Genomic DNA, 17504 nt, shown 5'->3' on the forward strand with positions numbered 1-17504 from the left:
GTATGCCAGCAGCGCCCCCACCAGTCCTCGCTCCCCGCAGGAAGACCCGCAAGATCCGGGTCGGCAAGGTGGAGGTCGGCGGTGACGCGCCCGTCAGCGTCCAGTCCATGACGACCACCCCCACGACCGACATCAACGCCACGCTGCAGCAGATCGCCGAGCTGACCGCGTCGGGCTGCGACATCGTGCGCGTGGCCGTCCCCAGCGCCGACGACGCCGCCGCACTGCCGGCCATCGCCGCCAAGTCGCAGATCCCCGTGATCGCCGACATCCACTTCCAGCCCAAGTACGTCTTCGCCGCGATCGACGCCGGCTGCGCCGCCGTCCGCGTCAACCCGGGCAACATCCGCAAGTTCGACGACCAGGTCAAGGAGATCTCCGCCGCCGCGAAGGATGCCGGCGTCTCCCTGCGCATCGGCGTCAACGCCGGATCGCTGGACAAGCGCCTCCTGGAGAAGTACGGCAAGCCCACCGCCGAGGCCCTCGTGGAGTCCGCGGTCTGGGAGGCGAGCCTCTTCGAGGAGCACGACTTCCACGACTTCAAGATCTCCGTCAAGCACAACGACCCCGTCGTCATGGTGCGCGCCTACGAACTGCTCTCCCAGCGGGGCGACTGGCCGCTGCACCTCGGCGTCACCGAGGCCGGGCCTGCCTTCCAGGGCACCATCAAGTCCGCCACCGCGTTCGGCGCACTGCTCAGCCAGGGGATCGGTGACACCATCCGCGTGTCCCTCTCCGCCCCGCCCGTGGAGGAGGTCAAGGTCGGCAACCAGATCCTTCAGTCGCTCAACCTGCGCCCCCGCAAGCTCGAGATCGTCTCCTGCCCGTCCTGCGGCCGCGCCCAGGTCGACGTCTACACACTCGCCGAGAAGGTCACCGCCGGCCTCGAGGGCATGGAGGTCCCGCTCCGCGTCGCCGTCATGGGCTGCGTCGTCAACGGGCCCGGCGAGGCACGTGAGGCCGACCTCGGCGTGGCCTCCGGCAACGGCAAGGGACAGATCTTCGTGAAGGGCGAGGTCGTCAAGACCGTGCCGGAGTCGATGATCGTGGAGACGCTCATCGACGAGGCGATGCGGATCGCGGAGACCATGCCCGCCCCTGAGAACGACGCCCAGGCCGGCGCACCCGTGGTGTCGGTCGGATAGGGTCCACCCGCTCATGGCCGCCTCGCGCACCCCGCTCCACCCTCCCGGTGGAGCGCGGAGCGCGCCCGGACCCGGCCCCTCACCCGACGCGCGTGCGCTCGGCGTGCACGACCTGCCCGAGGCGCTCACGCTCTGCTACACCCAGCCAGTGGCGTCGGTGCTGGCGGCCTCACGCCTGGAGCTCGCCGTCCGCTCCGGATTCACCGCCGCCGGCGGCCAGGGATGGGGATTCCCGGCCACCGGCCCCCTGGAAGCGGTCTGCTGGGCCGGGGCGAACCTCGTGCCGGTGATCCCGGAGACGCTCGGCGAGGTCCGCCAGGCCGCCGCGGCGGCCGCGTTCGCCGCGATGGCGCGGGCGCAGGGCCGGCGGTCCAGCTCGATCGTCGGGGAACGCGCGGCTGCCCTCGGGCTGTGGGCCGGCCTGGAGCGGCACTGGCCCGCTCCCCGGGAGATCCGCGTCGACCAGCCGTCGATGGCGATCACCCGAGGGCCCGACGTCGCTCCCGACCCGGCCCTGCGCCGCTCCACCCTCGCCGAGCTCGACATCGTCCTGCCCGCGTGCGTGCGGATGTTCACCGAGGAGGTGGGCTACTCGCCCGTCGCGGGCGGTGGTGGCCCCTACGTGCAGCGCGTGCGCTCGCTGATCGCGGACGGCCGGTCGTTCATCCGCACGGAGCCCACCCCGCGCGGCCGCGAGACCGTCGCGTTCAAGGCGGAGGTCGGCGCCGTCGCCGGTACCGTGGCCCAGATCCAGGGCGTGTGGGTGGATCCCCTGTTCCGGGGGAGGGGCTGGTCCGTCGCCGGGATGGCCGCGGTGGTCGGGGCCGTGCGGGAGAGCATCGCACCGGTCGTGTCCCTGTACGTGAACCACTACAACGACCGGGCGCTCGCGACGTACCGGCGGGTCGGGTTCGAGCAGGTGGGCACGTTCGCCACGGTCCTGTTCTGACGGTGCGGGCAGCCGGTGGTCCGACGGCGCGGGCAGCCGCCGGGTACGCCGTGGGCGTCGACGCGCGGGGCCGCGCCCGAGGCGCGTGTGGCCGTCCGGTTCGACGCGTGGCGTCTGCCCCTTCACCTCACTTCAGGAGGCGCGACAACCTGCGGTCCGCCAGGATCTGGCCGTTCGTCTGGCAGGTGGGGCAGTACTGGAGCGAGCGGTCCGCGAAGCTCACCTCGTGGACCGTGTCCCCGCACGGGGTCCCGTCCCAGCCGGGGCAGGGCTCGCCGGTGCGTCCGTGCACCCGCATGCCCGCTCGCTTCGCGTCCTTGAGCTCCTTGGCGGGCTTGCCCGAGGCCGTGCGGATCGCCTCGCCGAGGACCTGCCCGATCGCGGCGTGCAGCCGGTCCGTCTCCTCCTGCGTGAAGGACCCTGTCAGCTTGAACGGGCTGAACCGTGCCGCGTGCAGGATCTCGTCCGAGTAGGCGTTCCCGATCCCCGCGATCGCCGACTGCTCCCGCAGCAGGCCCTTGACCTGCTGGTTCCTGGAGGACAGCAGCCGCTCCAGCACCCCGGCGGTGAAGGCGGCGTCCAGTGGGTCGACGCCCAGTGAAGCCACCATCGCGACGTCGCGCGGCTGCCCCACGACATGGACCGCGAGCCGTTTCCGGGTCCCGGCCTCGGTGAGGTCGAACCCGGAACCGTCGTCGAGCCGGATGCGGCACGCGATGATCGCGCCCTTGCCGGAACCGCCGAGCCGCGGCTTGACGCGCGTCGCCGGCAGCTTGTCCGACCAGCGCACCCAGCCGCCCCGGGCCAGATGGAAGACCAGGTGCACGGCGTCGGCGGAACCCGCCACCGCGGAACGGTCGGAGCGGCCGCCGGCCACCGCCATGTCCAGCCACTTGCCGTGCCGGGCCCAGCCGGTGACCACGCCACCCACGAGCGCCGTGACCGGTGGGTCGACGGTCTTGAGCGCGGCGATGCTGCCCACCTCGATCCCTGCCACGGCACGGCCGGTGGTGCGCTCGCCGAGGAACCGCACCAGTGCCTCGACCTCGGGAAGTTCCGGCATGCGCCCCATCCTCTCCGGTCGCCGTCGTGCCCGCCAGTGTTCTCCCGGGTACCCGGGCCGGCGTTCTCCCGCGTGCCTGCCGTGCTCTCACGACCCCCCGCTCGCCCCGTCCGGCCCCTGCCGCCGGTGCCCGGGCCCGGTTCACTATCTCGCTGCACCCCGCGCCGCCCCGCCAGTAGAGTTGCCCCCATGTCATCCGCACTCCGCTCGGGCGATCTGCTTCGCATGTCGTCCCTCTTCGTCCGCACGCTGCGCGAGGACCCGGCCGACGCCGAGGTCGCCAGCCACAAGCTCCTGGTCCGCGCCGGCTACATCCGCCGGGCCGCCCCGGGGATCTACTCCTGGCTCCCGCTGGGCCTGCGCGTGCTGGGCAAGATCGAGGCGATCGTGCGCGAGGAGATGAACGCGATCGGCGGCCAGGAGGTGCACTTCCCGGCGCTGCTGCCGCGGGAGCCCTACGAGGCGTCGGGCCGCTGGACCGAGTACGGCGACGGACTGTTCCGGCTCAAGGACCGCAAGCAGGCCGACTACCTGCTCGCCCCCACGCACGAGGAGATGTTCACGCTCCTGGTCAAGGACCTGTACTCCTCGTACAAGGACCTGCCGCTGGTGATCTACCAGATCCAGACCAAGTACCGCGACGAGGCCCGCCCGCGAGCCGGGCTGATCCGCGGCCGCGAGTTCATCATGAAGGACTCCTATTCCTTCGACGTGCACGACGACGGACTGGACGCCGCCTACCAGAAGCACCGCGACGCCTACGAGCGCATCTTCACCCGCCTCGGCCTCGAGTACGTCATCGTCTCGGCCATGTCCGGCGCCATGGGCGGCTCCAAGTCGGAGGAGTTCCTCAGCCCGTCGCCGATCGGTGAGGACACGTTCGTGCGTTCGGCGGGCGGCTATGCCGCCAACGTCGAGGCCGTCGTCACGCCGGTTCCCGAGGCGCTCCCGTTCGACGACGCCCCCGCGGCCCATGTCGAGGACACGCCGGACACGCCCACCATCGAGTCGCTCGTCGCCTGCGCGAACGAGAAGCACGCGCGGCCCGACCGGGCCTGGACGGCCGCCGACACCCTGAAGAACGTGGTGCTGGCGCTGCGACACCCCGACGGGCGTCGCGACCTGCTCGTCGTCGGCCTGCCCGGGGACCGCGAGGTCGACCTCAAGCGCCTCGAGGCCGCGGTCGCGCCCGCCGAGGCCGAGCCCGCCACGGAGGAGGACTTCAAGGCCCACCCCGAGCTCGTCAAGGGCTACATCGGCCCGCACGTCCTGGGCCCGCAGGGCGCCCAGGTCGAGGGGGACGACGGCGAGAAGCACTCCGCCGTGCGCTACCTGCTCGACCCCCGCGTCGTGCCCGGCACCCGCTGGATCACCGGCGCCAACGAGCCCGGCCGCCACGTGTTCGACCTGGTCGCCGGACGGGACTTCACCGCGGACGGCACGATCGAGGCGGCCGAGGTGCGGGCCGGGGATCAGGCGCCGGACGGTTCGGGTCCGCTGGAACTCGCCCGCGGCATCGAGATGGGACACATCTTCCAGCTCGGCCGCAAGTACGCGGAATCGCTCGGCCTGACGGTGCTCGACGAGAACGGCAAGCAGGCCGTCGTCACGATGGGTTCGTACGGCGTCGGCGTGACGCGCGCGCTCGCCGCGCTCGCGGAGGCCAACCACGACGAGAAGGGCCTGGCCTGGCCCGCACAGATCGCCCCCGTCCACGTGCATGTGGTCGCCACGGGCAAGGGCGCCGAGGTCTTCGACGCCGCCGAGCGGATCGCCGCCGGGCTGGTGGAAGCGGGCGTCGAGGTGCTGTACGACGACCGGCCCAAGGTCTCCCCGGGCGTCAAGTTCGCCGACGCCGAACTGCTCGGCGCGCCGCTGCTCGTCGTCGTGGGCCGAGGGCTCAAGGACGGCGTCGTGGAGGTGCGCCCGCGCGCGGGTGACGCGGACCAGGTTCCGGTCGAGGATGCGGTGACCGAGACGGTCCGCCGTGTGAAGGCCCTCCTGGAGGACTGAGGGGCCCGGGGCGCCGCGGACCTTCCGGTCGCCGGCCGGGTTCGGGGTGGGCGGCACGGCAGCGTCCACCCCGCCCGAGCCGGGCGGCGCTCCTGCCTGGCCGCATCGCCTCCAGGAGGCGATCGCCGCGTTCTTCGCCGACGGCCGGCCGGTTCGCCGACGGCCGGCCGGTTCGCCGACGGCCGGCCGGGAGGCGTGCGGGCGGAGCGCCGACGGCCGCCGTCCCGCGAGCGCCCGTCGAGGCGGGCGCGTCGCGGCGAGCGCGGAGACGCTCGTCAGGAAGACGCCTGCTCCGGAAGGCCGGGGAAGGGGGTGATGGGCGCGCCCCACGAGTTCCGCGTGATCGCGGAGTCCGTGAGCAGCGCGACCGCCGACGAACGCGTGTCCTCCTCCGCGAGCCCGACGAGGTTCGCGTAGTCGGCGGCGAGGCCGTTCTCGGCTTCCAGGAGCAGTTCCTTGCCCGTCGCGTCAGGACTCGGGAGCTCGTACGCCGCTCGCCGCGGGTCCTTCTCGGTGCCGTCGATCCCGGCGAAGCGCGCCCAGTCCTCGGCGCGCCGGCGATGCGTGAGAGCACGGTCCGCGAGCCGGTCCCGAGCCTTCTCCTGGTCGGTCCGTGCTGCGCCCACCTCGAGCGCGTACGCCGAGGAGTCCTCGGCCAGGACCACCGCGACGAGGTCATCGTCCGAGAGGCCGCCGGGCGGTGCGGTCGGGCGGGTGGACGGCGTGAGCGACGCCGTGCCGTCCGACGGTCCGGTACCTTCGGCCGTGGCGGACGGCGTCGCCGGCAGCTCGGCGGCGCCGGGGACGAGCGGTTCGGTGAACTCGGGGCCTTGCTCACCGGTCACGTCGGCCAGCTTGCGCACAGAGAGCGTCTGTGCCGCCGAGATCGAGGCGAGCAGCCGCGCCAGCGGGCCGTCCTCGCAGACGTCCGCGGCGGTGGCGCTCCGTGCGGCCGCATCCGTCAGGGTGATGAGCACCTCGGCCACCTCGGGCGTCGTCTCGGCGACGTCTGACGGCGTGGGGCTCGGGAGCTCCAGTTCCAGCCCGGACTCGTAGACGCCGCCGAGCTGGTCGGCGTGTTGCCGTGAGATCTCGGCGATGTCGGAGAGCGCCTCGGCGACCTCGGGCTTCGTCGCATCCAGCCCCGCGACGGCGTCGGCCTGCTCGGCCACGTGCAGCGCGTCGTCGACGGCGGTCCGGCGGACGATCTCGATCGGATCGGGCACGGGCTCGGTGGGCGGGGCGGAGTCAAAGCGCAGACCGCACCCGCTGAGCAGCAGCGCGCAGGCGAGCGCGGCCGCCACGCGACCGCGCGCTCGTGCGGTACGGCGGGACGAGGTCACCGGGACGGGGTTCATCGTGCCTGATGATGCCACGTCTTCCGGGAAGCCTCGCACATGTCCGCGCTGCGTCTTACGTCACGTCGGTTCGCCTGCGCCCGGCCCCCGGCACATCGTAGGCTGAGCGCAGTAGACAACAGCACACCGGTCGGGTCCTGACTCGAGCGGTACCCCCTACCACAGGGGGCCGACGGGAGGAACACGATGGCGCAGCCCGCGAGCCGGCAGGAGGACGATGTCCGCCGGATCGTCGGACCGGTGGTCGACGACGCCGGCCTGTATCTCGAGGAGGTGCGGGTCACGCGCGCCGGGAACAGGTCGGTCGTGCGGATCACGCTCGACCTTCCCGAGACGCGGATCGGCAGCCTGGACTCCGACACGCTCGGCGAGGTCTCGCGAGCACTGTCCGCCGCGCTCGACGACGGCGACGTCGTCCCGGGCGCGTACACGCTGGAGATCTCGACACCCGGCACCTCCCGCGCGCTGACGACGGCGCGCCATTTCCGGCGTTCCCGCACGCGGCTCGTGACGCTCACGCCGCTCGACGGGGGCGAGGCGGTCACGGGCAGGCTGACCGACGTGACCGGCGACGGGGACGGCACCGTTCTCGTGCTCGACGGGTCGCGGAGCATTCCGCTGTCCGCCGTGCGCAGGGGGAAGGTGGAGGTCGAGCTCCGTCGTGCCGACGGCGAGTCGGACGACGGCGCCCCGGACCCCGAGGCTGAGGATGCCGACCCCGCCGCGGTGAGCGAGAGTTCTGGTGCTGACGACGATGCCGTGACCCGCAGGCCCCATCATGGGGCGACGGGCCGCAACGAGGAGGGCTGAGATGGATATCGACATGGCCGCGCTGCGCATGCTGGAGCGCGAGAAGGACTTCAGTCTGGACGTGCTCGTCGCGGCGATCGAGCAGGCTCTCCTCTCCGCCTACCACCGCACGCCGGGCTCCTACCGCCACGCCCGTGTCGAGGTCGACCGCAGCAGCGGACACGTCACGGTCTGGGCCCGTGAAGAGGTCGAGGCGTACGCCGACCCGGAGGACCCGGAGGGTCCGGCGCCGTTCGAGCTCGGCCCGGAGTTCGACGACACGCCGCGCGATTTCGGCCGTATCGCCACCGCCACCGCGCGACAGGTGATCGTGCAGCGGCTGCGTGACGCCGAGGACGACCAGGTGCTCGGCACGTTCCGGGACAAGGAGGGCGAGGTCGTCGCCGGAATCATCCAGCAGGGCCGCGACCCCCGCACGGTGCTCGTGGACGTGGGGGACACGGAGGCCGTGCTGCCGGCCCACGAGCAGGTGCCCGGCGAGGAGTACGAGCACGGTGAGCGGCTGCGCGCGTACGTCGTGGAGGTCACCCGCGGAATGAAGGGGGCGCAGGTGACGTTGAGCCGGACGCACCCCGGTCTGGTGCGCAAGCTGTTCGAGCTCGAGGTGCCGGAGATCGCCGACGGGTCGGTGGAGATCATGTCGGTGGCCCGCGAGGCCGGTCACCGGACCAAGGTCGCCGTGGTGTCCCACGTGTCCGGCCTCAACGCCAAGGGTGCGTGCATCGGCCCGATGGGCGCTCGCGTCCGGGCCGTCATGACCGAGCTGCACGGCGAGAAGATCGACATCGTCGACTGGAGCGAGGACCCGACACGGTTCGTCGCCAACGCGCTGTCGCCGGCCCGGACGTCCTCGGTGACCGTGGTGGACGAGGCCGCTCGTGCGGTGCGTGCGGTGGTGCCCGATTACCAGCTCTCACTGGCCATCGGCAAGGAAGGGCAGAACGCCCGCCTGGCGGCGAAGCTCACGGGCTGGCGCATCGACATCCGCTCCGACGAGGCGGCCGACACGGGCGAGGGCGGCGGCCACGGCGCCTCGGCGGGTGGTGGTGGCACCGCTCAGGTGTCGCCGAATCGGTAACAGCAGTTGAACAGGCAAGGTAGACTGAGCAAGTCTGGGCCGCGAGCCCGTACTCCGTCCTCTTCTGCCTCGGCGGTCGCTTCGGTCACGACATCACGTCCTGCACCGATCGGTCCCGTGCGGATGTGTGTCGGATGCCGGGGACGCGACCAGCGGTCTGCTCTCTTGCGTGTGGTTCTGGATCCCGCAGCGGCGCAGCCCCGGATCGTCGTCGACGAGCGGGCCTGCCTGCCGGGGCGAGGCGCCTGGATCCACCCGGGAGCAGAATGCCTGGAGCTCGCCGAACGTCGTCGGGCGATACCGCGTGCACTGCGCGCGGACGGGTCCGTCGATCTGGCGGAGCTCCAGGAGCATCTCGGGCCGGGAGGGCCGGGACGTCACGACCGGGCGCGGAAACGCTCGGCCGCACCAACGAATCGTCGACAGGAAAGCGGGTCAGAAGCCGATGGGCACCCGATGAGTCCCCAGCGATGAGTACCTCGTACTAGTGCGGTTCGCCCCTGCCTCGGGACGGACCGAGACAGGAGAGTTGTGGCAAAGGTCCGCGTCTACGAGCTCGCCAAGGAGCTCGGAGTGGAAAGCAAGACCCTGCTTGCCGAGCTGAAGTCAGCCGGCGAGTACGTCCGCTCGGCGTCATCGACGCTCGAGCCGCCTGTCGCGCGGCGTATGCGCGACAAGTTCACCGATGGCGGCGGAGCGAAGTCCGGCGCGAAGCCGGGCGCCAAGCCCGCGCCGAAGCCGGGCGGCAGGCCCGCCCCGAAGCCGGGAGCCAAGGCAGCGCCGAAGCCGGGCGCCAAGCCGGCTCCGAAGCCCGCCTCCGAGGCTCCTGCCGCCTCGCCGGCTGCCGCTGCCGCACCGGCTCCCACGGCCGCACCGGCTCCCGCTGCTCGTGCGGCGGAGGCGCCGTCGGCGACCGAGGCACCGGCCCCGAAGCAGGGCGCCGCGGCGCCCAAGCCAGGTCCCGCCGCGCCGAAGCCTGGTCCCGCCGCGCCGAAGCCCGGCGGGCGTGGCCCGCGTCCGGGCAACAACCCCTTCGCGTCCAGCCAGGGCATGCCGCGTCCCAGCGACCGCCGTGGTGGTGGCCGCTCCGGTGGCGGTAGCGGTGGAGGCGCGCCGCGTCCGGGCAACAACCCGTTCGCGTCCAGCCAGGGCATGCCCCGTCCGGGAGAGCGTCGCGGTGGTGGCGACAAGGCGGAGCGCTCCGGCGGTCCGCGCCCCGGTGGTGCTCGCCAGGGCGGTGGAGCTCCGCGCCCCGGTGGCACCGGTGGTCCGCGTCCGGCGGCGCCGCGTCCCGGTGGCAGCGGTGGTCCGCGTCCCAACCCGGGAATGATGCCGGGCAAGACGTCGATGCCGCGTCCCGGCCAGCGTCCGGGACCCGGTGGTGGTCGTGGCGGCACCGGTGGCCGCGGCGGCGGCGCCCCGGGTGGCCCGGGCGGCGGCGGCCGTCCCGGTGGCGGCTTCCGCGGTCGTGGTGGTGGCGGTCGCGGGTCCACGCAGGGCGCCTTCGGGCGTGCCGGTGGTCGCCCGGTCCGGGGCCGGAAGTCCAAGCGGCAGAAGCGCCAGGAGTTCGAGGCGATGCAGGCTCCGTCGCTCGGCGGTGTCAGCGTCCCTCGGGGCAACGGCACCACCGTCGTGCGGCTGCGCCAGGGTTCGTCCCTGAACGACTTCGCCGACAAGATCGACGCGAACCCCGCGGCACTCGTGACGGTGCTCTTCCACCTCGGCGAGATGGCCACGGCCACGCAGTCCCTCGACGAGGACACGTTCGGCGCCCTGGGTGTCGAGCTCGGCTACGTGATCGAGATGGTCTCGGCCGAGGAGGAGGACCGCGAGCTGCTCGGTGCGTTCGACATCGACCTGGAGGCCGAGGAGGCGGGCGAGTCCGACGAGGACCAGCTGCCGCGGCCGCCGGTCGTGACCGTCATGGGTCACGTCGACCACGGTAAGACGAAGCTGCTGGACGCCATCCGCAAGTCGGATGTCGTCGCGGGTGAGCACGGTGGCATCACGCAGCACATCGGTGCCTACCAGATCCACCACGAGCACGAGGGCGTCGACCGCGCCATCACGTTCATCGACACCCCGGGTCACGAGGCGTTCACCGCCATGCGTGCCCGTGGCGCGGACGTGACGGACATCGCGATCCTCGTGGTCGCGGCCGACGACGGCGTGATGCCGCAGACGGTCGAGGCGGTGAACCACGCGCAGGCCGCCGGCGTGCCGATCGTGGTGGCCGTCAACAAGATCGACGTGGACGGTGCCAACCCGGCCAAGGTCCGCCAGCAGCTCACCGAGTACAACCTGGTGGCCGAGGAGTACGGCGGCGACACGATGTTCGTCGACGTCGCGGCCAAGCCGGGCATCGGTATCGACGACCTCGTCGAGGCCGTCCTGCTGACCGCGGACGCCTCGCTGGATCTGCGCGCGAACCCGAACAAGGACGCGCGCGGCGTCGCCATCGAGGCCAACCTCGACCGCGGCCGAGGTGCCGTGGCCACGGTGCTCGTCCAGTCCGGCACGCTCGAGGTGGGCGACGCGATCGTGGCGGGTACCGCCCACGGCCGCGTGCGCGCCATGATCGACGAGCACGGTGACACGGTGGACGTGGCCACTCCGGCCCGCCCGGTCCAGGTCACGGGTCTGACGTCGGTGCCGAGCGCCGGTGACACGTTCCTCGTGGCGCCGGACGACCGCACCGCCCGGCAGATCGCCGAGAAGCGGCAGGCCGCCGAGCGTGCCGCGCTGCTGGCCAAGCGCCGCAAGCGGATCAGCCTCGAGGACTTCGATGCCGAGCTCAAGAAGGGCAAGGTCGAGAGCCTCAACCTCATCCTCAAGGGCGATGTGTCCGGTGCCGTCGAGGCACTGGAGGACGCGCTGCTCAAGATCGACGTGGGCGACGAGGTCGAGCTGCGTGTCATCCACCGCGGTGTGGGTGCCATCACGCAGAACGACGTCAACCTCGCCACCGTCGACAGCGCCGTGATCCTCGGCTTCAACGTCAAGTACGGCGAGCGGGTCGAGGAGCTGGCGGACCGCGAGGGCGTCGACGTCAAGTTCTACTCGGTCATCTACCAGGCGATCGACGACATCGAGGCCGCCCTCAAGGGCATGCTCAAGCCGGAGTACGAGGAGGTCCAGCTGGGCACCGCGGAGATCCGCGAGATCTTCCGGTCCTCGAAGTTCGGCAACATCGCCGGCTCGATCGTCCGGTCCGGCGAGATCCGCCGCAACTCCAAGGCGCGGGTCCTGCGTGCCGGCACCGTCGTGGGGGACAACCTCACGATCGAGTCGCTCAAGCGGTTCAAGGACGACGCCACGGAGGTCCGCGAGGGCTTCGAGTGCGGTATCGGGCTCGGGACGTTCAACAACATCACCGAGGGCGACATCATCGAGACGTGGGAGATGCGCGAGATCCCGCGCACCTGACCCGTCGTCACGTCGCCGAGGCAGCGGGGCCGATCCCCGGCTCCGCTGCCTCGGCGTTCTCCAGGCCGCGCGGGCGGGCACCGTCGTCAGTCATGACGGCGGACCTACCGCGCGGCCTCCTCCTTTGAGAAGGGAAGACCCATGAACGAGAATCCTCGTGCCCGGCGGCTCGCCGACCGGATCAAGGTGATCGTCGCGCAGATGCTCGACACGCGGATCAAGGACCCGCGCCTCGGGTTCGTGACGATCACCGACGTGCGCGTGACCGGTGATCTGCAGAACGCGTCCGTCTTCTACACGGTCTACGGCAGCGACGACGACCGCACAGGGACCGCCGCCGCGCTGAAGAGCGCCACGGGGATCATCCGCAGCGAGGTCGGCAAGCAGACGGGCGTTCGCCTCACTCCCGCCATCGAGTTCCACCTCGACGCGGTTCCGGAGACGGCCGCGCACCTGGACGCCGCTCTGCTCGAGGCGCAACGTCGCGACGCCGAACTCGCCGAGCTGCGCGTCCGTGCACAGCCGGCCGGTGAGGCCGACCCCTACAAGAAGGCCCCCGGCGAGGCGGACCAGTCCGAGCTGCCGTCCGACGACGAGCAGTGAGCGCGGGCCAGGACTCCGGCCGGCAGCGACCGCCGCGCAGGCCCACGGCCGCCGACGGGTTCGTCGTCGTCGACAAGCCCGCGGGCTGGACGAGCCACGACGTCGTCGCACGCACCCGCGGTCTCGCGGGAACCCGGAAGGTGGGCCACGCCGGCACGCTCGACCCCATGGCGACGGGCGTGCTCGTGCTGGGGGTCGGGAAGGCGACGCGCCTGCTGACCTACGTGGTGGGCGCCGACAAGGACTACGACGCCACGGTCCGGCTCGGGGTGGCGACGAACACCGACGACGCCGAGGGCGAGGTCACGGCGTCCCCGGGCGCACGCAGCGTCCCCGACGACGTGCTCCGGTCCGCCGTCGAGGAGCTGACCGGTGACATCATGCAGGTGCCGACCACGGTCTCCGCGATCAAGGTGAACGGGGAGCGCGCGTACGCGCGCGCCCGCGCGGGCGAGGACATCGAGCTCACCGCCCGCCCGGTGACCGTGTCACGGTTCGACGTGCTCGGGACGCGGCCCGGCGTGGCCGGCGACGTCCCCGTGCTGGACCTGGACGTCCGGGTCACGGTGTCCTCCGGGACGTACGTGCGTGCCCTCGCGCGAGACCTCGGAGCCGCGCTCGGAACCGGCGGGCACCTCACCGCGCTGCGGCGCACCCGCGTCGGCGGGTACGGGCTCGGCGGTGCCCGGACGCTGGACGCCATGCAGGCCCAGGCCGACCGCGACGGCACGCTCGCGACGCTGCCCCTCGCCGACGCGGCGCGCGGCGTCCTGCCCGTGCGGGACGTCGACGACGCCGAGGCGCGCGCACTGGGCCACGGTCAGTGGATCGCGCCGAGCGGGAGGACCGGTGTCCTGGCCGCGATCGACCCCGCGGGAAACCTCGTCGGGCTCGTGGAGGACACCCGCCGCAAGGGCGAGGATCTGGCCAAACCGGTCCTGGTTACCCGCTGATCGGCACCTGGGCTGAAATTGCCAATTACTTCCAGGCTTCCTGGTGGCATGTCGGATTGATACCTTTGTGCCTTGTGGGGGTACGGATAACAGCGGGTCTTGCAGACGTCGGGGCGGTGGTGGCGGCGCTCCCCGCCCTCGTGGGGCGTGAGGCGAGTGTCGACATCGTGGACGAGGACAGCGAGGGCACCGACAGCAGTCTTGAGCTGCTGCAGGCCCTGGTGTCCGCGCTGCCCTGGTGGCCGGAGAACACGGAGCTCGGGATCGCGTTCCAGGAGACCTACCTGACGGTCGTGGCGCTCCAGGGGCGTGTCATCGTGCGAACGCGGTATCCGGCGGTGCTCACCGAGAACATCGCCGAGCCCATCGACCCCGGCCAGATGGGCTGGCGGACGGTGGGCGACCGCAACATCCAGCTCATCGGATCGACGATGACGGAGACCGAGTTCGGGAACTTCCTGAAGATCCTCGATCTCACGGTCCGCCAGTCCCTCGGGGAGCACCGCCTCACGGGCTTCATCTACACGGTCAAGAAACCGGCTCTGCGACCCTGACGGGAGGGGCGGGGGCCACCGCCGGGCGCGGCGCCCTCGCGTGGCCCACCAGGGAGAGCAGGATTCCGGCCGCGGTCCAGGCGGCGAGTGCCGTCCAGGCCGCGGACGGATCGGCCTGGGGGAAGTACGACAGGTCGCGCAGCAGCGTCCCGCTCGCCCCGGGCGGGAACCACTGGCCGATCGTGCCCCAGGACCAGGGCAGGAACTCCTGGGGCATGGTGACGCCGGAGATCGGGTTCCCGACCAGCATCATCAGCACCGGCCCGGCGGCCGTTCCCGCGCGCCCGACGAGAGCGACGATGCCGGTGATCGGGGCCGCGATCGCCCCGATCGCCAGGGACATCGCCGCCCAGGTCCACCACCAGTCGCCCTGCAGCGAGCCGAACCAGCCCTGCAGGACGGCCGTGAGGACGGCGCCACCCAGCGTCGCGTAGAGAAGGGCCGCGGTCACCCGGCGCATGGCACCTCGCACGGCGACCGAGATACCGATCCCGCCGATCATCCCGCCCAGCAGGATCGGGAACAGGGAGGCGGTGAATCCGCTGCCGTTCGGGTCGTCGTCCGACAGCGGGACGACGTCGGTCACGGTGACCTGCGGGATCTCGATCGTCACGGGCTCCGGGGCGGCAGCGGGGCCCTCCGGGGCCGGGGGCTGCTCTCCCTGGGCCGCGGCGGCGAGCGCGGCGGCGACCGCGTCCTGCATGGCGCGCTGCGTGGCCTCGGCGGCCTCGGACTGCGCGGCGGTGATCCGTGCGCTCGTCGCGGCGGTGGCCTGCTCGGTGACGGCGGCCTGCAGCTGCTGGGCGATCTGCCTCATGAGCTGGTTGGTCACGCCGCTCGCGGCGGACGAGGTGAGGACCTCGGGCGGCCTGCCGGAGGCCGGATCGCCGAGGACGACGGCGCCGTAGGTCTCGCGGGTCTCGATGGCGTCGACGGCCTCGGCACGGTCGGTGACCTCGACCAGGTCGACGGCGCCCGGCCGGGCCGTGTCGAGCTGGGCGGCCACGGCGGCCACACCATCGGCCGGGCCGGTGATCGCGACCGGGAGATCCTTCGCGTCGGACGTCATCGCGGGCCAGGTGAAGGCCAGCACGACGAGCGTCAGCACGAGGCTGAGCGCCAGCGCCGCGCCGACGATCCTGCCGGCGGGGGTGTGCGGCGCCGAGGCGCCGTCGGGGGAGTCGTGGGACATGGCAAGGTTCTCCATCACTGTGCGACGCCGGAGCGTCGTTGTCGGCCAGAAAAAACGAACGTTCGTTTTTCTATGGCAACGATGCTCTCGTGTTCGTACCCTTGTCAACACACCTACCCGTGAAGGAGATCACCGTGCCCAAGGTCAGCGACGCGTACCGGCAGGCGCGCAAGGAGGAGATCCTCGCCGCGGCCCTGCGCGCGTTCAGCGCCAAGGGATATCAGCGCACCTCGATGGCGGACATCCTCGCCGAGTCCGGTCTGTCCACCGGAGCGGTCTACGCGCACTTCGGCGGCAAGCGGGAGCTGTTCGTCGCCGTGGCGCGCAGCACGCTGCTGCGGCGGAACGACGAGCTCGTCGCCGCCGGCGTGCGGGGGGAGCCGCCGGCTCCCGCGCAGATCCTGCGCGTCGTGGTGCACGGCGGCCTGCGGGACGGGCTCGACCCGCGAGTGCTCCTGCAGTTCTGGGCCGAGGCGACGACCGAGCCCGAGATCCGCGACATGGTGCGCGAGGCGATGGCGTTCGTCACCGGCGCGTTCGAGGACGCGCTGGAACGGTGGTTCGCCCGGCATCCCGGCCACGCCCCGGAGGGGGCGCGTGCGGCGGCACGGCGGCTCCTGCCCGTCCTGCTCGCGCTCGGACAGGGCTTCATGGTCCAGTACTCCGTGCTGGACGACTTCGATCCCGAGGCCTACCTCGACGCGGCCACCTCCGTCCTTCCGGCCTGAAGGCCCCGTGGCCGCCCGCTCGGGGCATACAGGGGCGATTGCGCGTTCCCGGGTGCGGCGTGGCACGCTGGACCAGCGCGGCATCTCCGCCGCGAACGTCGCGGCCGCAGCGGCCGCGCGACCCTTCCGTCGCTGAAGGAGAAATCCGCGTGCAGGTGTGGACCGACCTGGAGCAGGTTCCCGCTGGTTTCGGGCCGTCCGTGGTGACGATCGGCAACTTCGACGGTGTGCACCGCGGCCATCAGGCCGTGCTCACCCGTATCGTCTCGCTGGCCAGAGCTGACGGGGCGCATGCGGTGGCCGTCACGTTCGACCCGCATCCCGCGGCCGTGCATCGCCCGGAGACGGCGCCCGAACTCCTCACGAGCCTGCCGGACAGGCTCGACCTGATGGCACGGACCGGCCTGGACGGAGTGCTCGTGGTCACCTACACGCTGGACTTCGCGGCGCAGACACCACAGGAGTTCGTCGGCAGGTATCTCGTGGACGGGCTGGGGGCACAGACCGTCGTCGTCGGACACGACGTGAGGTTCGGCAAGCAGAACGCCGGCACGCTCTCGACGATGGTCGAGCTCGGGGGTGAGCACGGGTTCGAGGTCGTGGCCATCGAGGACGTCGGTGGCGAGGACCACCACCGGTGGTCGTCGACGGCCGTGCGGGCCGACCTCAGCGAGGGCGACGTGGCCGCCGCCGCACAGGTGCTCGGGCGTGCCCACAGAGTGCGGGGGACCGTCGTGCACGGCGATGCGCGCGGACGCGAGCTCGGCTTCCCGACGGCGAACCTCGGCGGCATCGCCGGCATGGTGCCCGCAGACGGCGTCTACGCCGGATGGCTGCACCGTCCGGAGCTGGCCGGACGGTCGCCGTCGGACCCGGACTGCGTGCTGCCCGCCGCCATCTCGGTCGGCACCAACCCGACGTTCGACGGCGTGGAGCGCCGTGTCGAGGCGTACGTGCTCGACCGGGACGACCTCGACCTGTACGACGAGCACGTCGTCCTGGAGTTCACGGAGCACCTGCGGCCCACGGTCCGCTTCGAGGGGATGGAACCGCTCATCGCCCAGATGCACGACGACGTGGCCCGGGCGCGCAAGATCCTCAGCCCCTGACAGGCGCGGGCGCCCGGACGCCCATGCGGCCCGGCGCCCCAGGCGCTGCCGGACGACGGCGCCGGGCGCGTTCCGCACCCGAGGCGCCGCCCGCTCCGGCGCCGCCGGGGCGAAGAACCCCGGAGCGCCTGGCATTGTGGTCGTCGTGATCACCATCGACGCCGAATCCTCCGTTCCGCCGTTCGAGCAGGTGCGTACCGGACTCGCCCGCCGGATGGCCGACGGGACCCTGCCGGTGGGCGCACGCCTGCCCACCGTGCGTGCCCTGGCCGGCGAGCTCGGGATCGCCGTGAACACCGTCGCCCGCGCCTACCGCGAGCTGGAGGCCGCGCGGCTCGTCGAGACACGAGGCCGTGCGGGGACGTTCGTCAGCCCCGGCGGCAGCCGGACCCTGGAGGCGGCCCGGGCGGCCGCGGAGAGCTACGCCGAGACGGTCCACGGGCTGGGCCTGGACCCCGGCGAGGCCCTGAGGATCGTGAGCGCGGCACTCGACCGCAGGCCGGGGGGATGACGCCGGACGCCC

Annotated in this window: 16 protein-coding genes; 13 read left to right on the forward strand and 3 right to left on the reverse strand. The window is 72.3% G+C overall.

Translation table 11 applies throughout. The annotated features are described in order from the left end of the window. The first annotated feature begins 2 nt into the window (after positions 1–2). Together ispG and HGK34_RS09415 are read left to right on the forward strand one after the other, a co-directional pair. The gene (gene ispG, locus HGK34_RS09410; RefSeq protein WP_201846581.1) at positions 3–1145 is read left to right on the forward strand and encodes a flavodoxin-dependent (E)-4-hydroxy-3-methylbut-2-enyl-diphosphate synthase; all 1143 of its coding nucleotides are present in this window, start codon (positions 3–5) and stop codon (positions 1143–1145) included. A 13-nt stretch (positions 1146–1158) separates the two neighbouring features. Then, complete coding sequence (locus HGK34_RS09415; RefSeq protein WP_201846481.1) at positions 1159–2094, forward strand: GNAT family N-acetyltransferase; 936 nt, start codon at positions 1159–1161, stop codon at positions 2092–2094. A 127-nt stretch (positions 2095–2221) separates the two neighbouring features. Here HGK34_RS09415 and HGK34_RS09420 read toward each other — a convergent pair whose 3' ends face one another. Next, positions 2222–3157: an Fpg/Nei family DNA glycosylase gene (locus HGK34_RS09420; protein ID WP_201846483.1), complete on the reverse strand. Its 936-nt coding sequence runs from the start codon at positions 3155–3157 to the stop codon at positions 2222–2224. Between the two features lie 189 nt (positions 3158–3346). Here HGK34_RS09420 and HGK34_RS09425 point away from each other — a divergent pair, with 189 nt between their 5' ends. Next, the gene (locus tag HGK34_RS09425; RefSeq protein WP_201846485.1) at positions 3347–5170 is read left to right on the forward strand and encodes a proline--tRNA ligase; all 1824 of its coding nucleotides are present in this window, start codon (positions 3347–3349) and stop codon (positions 5168–5170) included. Positions 5171–5445: 275 nt separating this feature from the next. On the opposite strand, the gene HGK34_RS09430 is transcribed toward HGK34_RS09425, so the two are convergent. Then, a complete protein-coding gene (locus HGK34_RS09430; protein ID WP_201846486.1) occupies positions 5446–6528 on the reverse strand; it encodes a DUF4439 domain-containing protein in 1083 nt (360 codons plus the stop codon). Positions 6529–6714: 186 nt separating this feature from the next. Here HGK34_RS09430 and rimP point away from each other — a divergent pair, with 186 nt between their 5' ends. The 7 genes from rimP (at position 6715) to HGK34_RS09465 (ending at position 13952) form a co-directional block, all read left to right on the forward strand. Continuing rightward, positions 6715–7338, forward strand: coding sequence for a ribosome maturation factor RimP (gene rimP / locus HGK34_RS09435; RefSeq protein WP_201846488.1), 624 nt, complete (start codon positions 6715–6717; stop codon positions 7336–7338). Position 7339: 1 nt separating this feature from the next. Continuing rightward, positions 7340–8416: a transcription termination factor NusA gene (gene nusA / locus HGK34_RS09440; RefSeq protein WP_201846490.1), complete on the forward strand. Its 1077-nt coding sequence runs from the start codon at positions 7340–7342 to the stop codon at positions 8414–8416. A gap of 123 nt (positions 8417–8539) precedes the next feature. Then, a complete protein-coding gene (locus tag HGK34_RS09445) occupies positions 8540–8890 on the forward strand; it encodes a YlxR family protein (RefSeq protein WP_201846582.1) in 351 nt (116 codons plus the stop codon). A 57-nt stretch (positions 8891–8947) separates the two neighbouring features. Then, complete coding sequence (gene infB, locus HGK34_RS09450; protein WP_201846492.1) at positions 8948–11842, forward strand: translation initiation factor IF-2; 2895 nt, start codon at positions 8948–8950, stop codon at positions 11840–11842. Positions 11843–11983: 141 nt separating this feature from the next. Beyond that, positions 11984–12445: a 30S ribosome-binding factor RbfA gene (rbfA, locus tag HGK34_RS09455; protein ID WP_201846494.1), complete on the forward strand. Its 462-nt coding sequence runs from the start codon at positions 11984–11986 to the stop codon at positions 12443–12445. Next, entirely contained in the window at positions 12442–13398 is a 957-nt protein-coding gene (truB, locus tag HGK34_RS09460; protein ID WP_201846496.1) for a tRNA pseudouridine(55) synthase TruB, read from the forward strand. The genes rbfA and truB overlap by 4 nt, the downstream gene beginning before the upstream one ends. Positions 13399–13517: 119 nt before the next feature. Then, the gene (locus HGK34_RS09465; RefSeq protein ID WP_201846498.1) at positions 13518–13952 is read left to right on the forward strand and encodes a hypothetical protein; all 435 of its coding nucleotides are present in this window, start codon (positions 13518–13520) and stop codon (positions 13950–13952) included. On the opposite strand, the gene HGK34_RS09470 is transcribed toward HGK34_RS09465, so the two are convergent. Next, the gene (locus HGK34_RS09470) at positions 13927–15144 is read right to left on the reverse strand and encodes an ABC-2 transporter permease (RefSeq protein WP_201846500.1); all 1218 of its coding nucleotides are present in this window, start codon (positions 15142–15144) and stop codon (positions 13927–13929) included. The two genes, HGK34_RS09465 and HGK34_RS09470, sit on opposite strands and share 26 nt — an antisense overlap. 134 nt (positions 15145–15278) lie before the next feature. Between HGK34_RS09470 and HGK34_RS09475 the strand changes: the two genes are divergently transcribed. From HGK34_RS09475 to HGK34_RS09485, 3 genes are all read left to right on the forward strand, one after another. Beyond that, positions 15279–15872, forward strand: a complete 594-nt coding sequence (locus HGK34_RS09475; RefSeq protein ID WP_201846502.1) for a TetR/AcrR family transcriptional regulator — start codon at positions 15279–15281, stop codon at positions 15870–15872. 149 nt (positions 15873–16021) lie between these two features. Then, entirely contained in the window at positions 16022–16981 is a 960-nt protein-coding gene (locus tag HGK34_RS09480) for a bifunctional riboflavin kinase/FAD synthetase (RefSeq protein ID WP_201846504.1), read from the forward strand. A 145-nt stretch (positions 16982–17126) separates the two neighbouring features. After that, positions 17127–17492 (forward strand): GntR family transcriptional regulator, encoded by a 366-nt coding sequence (locus tag HGK34_RS09485; protein WP_201846505.1) that lies wholly within the window; start codon positions 17127–17129, stop codon positions 17490–17492. The last annotated feature ends 12 nt before the right edge of the window (positions 17493–17504 follow it).

Source organism: Myceligenerans indicum (assembly GCF_016742955.1).
Lineage (GTDB): Bacteria > Actinomycetota > Actinomycetes > Actinomycetales > Cellulomonadaceae > Myceligenerans > Myceligenerans indicum.

Excerpts from the sequence above, each read along its gene's own strand:
- ispG (WP_201846581.1), top strand. The coding sequence starts at position 3 with ATGCCAGCAGCGCCCCCACCAGTCCTCGCTCCCCGCAGGAAGACCCGC.
- HGK34_RS09415 (WP_201846481.1), top strand. The coding sequence starts at position 1,159 with ATGGCCGCCTCGCGCACCCCGCTCCACCCTCCCGGTGGAGCGCGGAGC.
- HGK34_RS09420 (WP_201846483.1), bottom strand. The coding sequence starts at position 3,157 with ATGCCGGAACTTCCCGAGGTCGAGGCACTGGTGCGGTTCCTCGGCGAG.
- HGK34_RS09425 (WP_201846485.1), top strand. The coding sequence starts at position 3,347 with ATGTCATCCGCACTCCGCTCGGGCGATCTGCTTCGCATGTCGTCCCTC.
- HGK34_RS09430 (WP_201846486.1), bottom strand. The coding sequence starts at position 6,528 with ATGAACCCCGTCCCGGTGACCTCGTCCCGCCGTACCGCACGAGCGCGC.
- rimP (WP_201846488.1), top strand. The coding sequence starts at position 6,715 with ATGGCGCAGCCCGCGAGCCGGCAGGAGGACGATGTCCGCCGGATCGTC.
- nusA (WP_201846490.1), top strand. The coding sequence starts at position 7,340 with ATGGATATCGACATGGCCGCGCTGCGCATGCTGGAGCGCGAGAAGGAC.
- HGK34_RS09445 (WP_201846582.1), top strand. The coding sequence starts at position 8,540 with ATGTGTGTCGGATGCCGGGGACGCGACCAGCGGTCTGCTCTCTTGCGT.
- rbfA (WP_201846494.1), top strand. The coding sequence starts at position 11,984 with ATGAACGAGAATCCTCGTGCCCGGCGGCTCGCCGACCGGATCAAGGTG.
- HGK34_RS09470 (WP_201846500.1), bottom strand. The coding sequence starts at position 15,144 with ATGTCCCACGACTCCCCCGACGGCGCCTCGGCGCCGCACACCCCCGCC.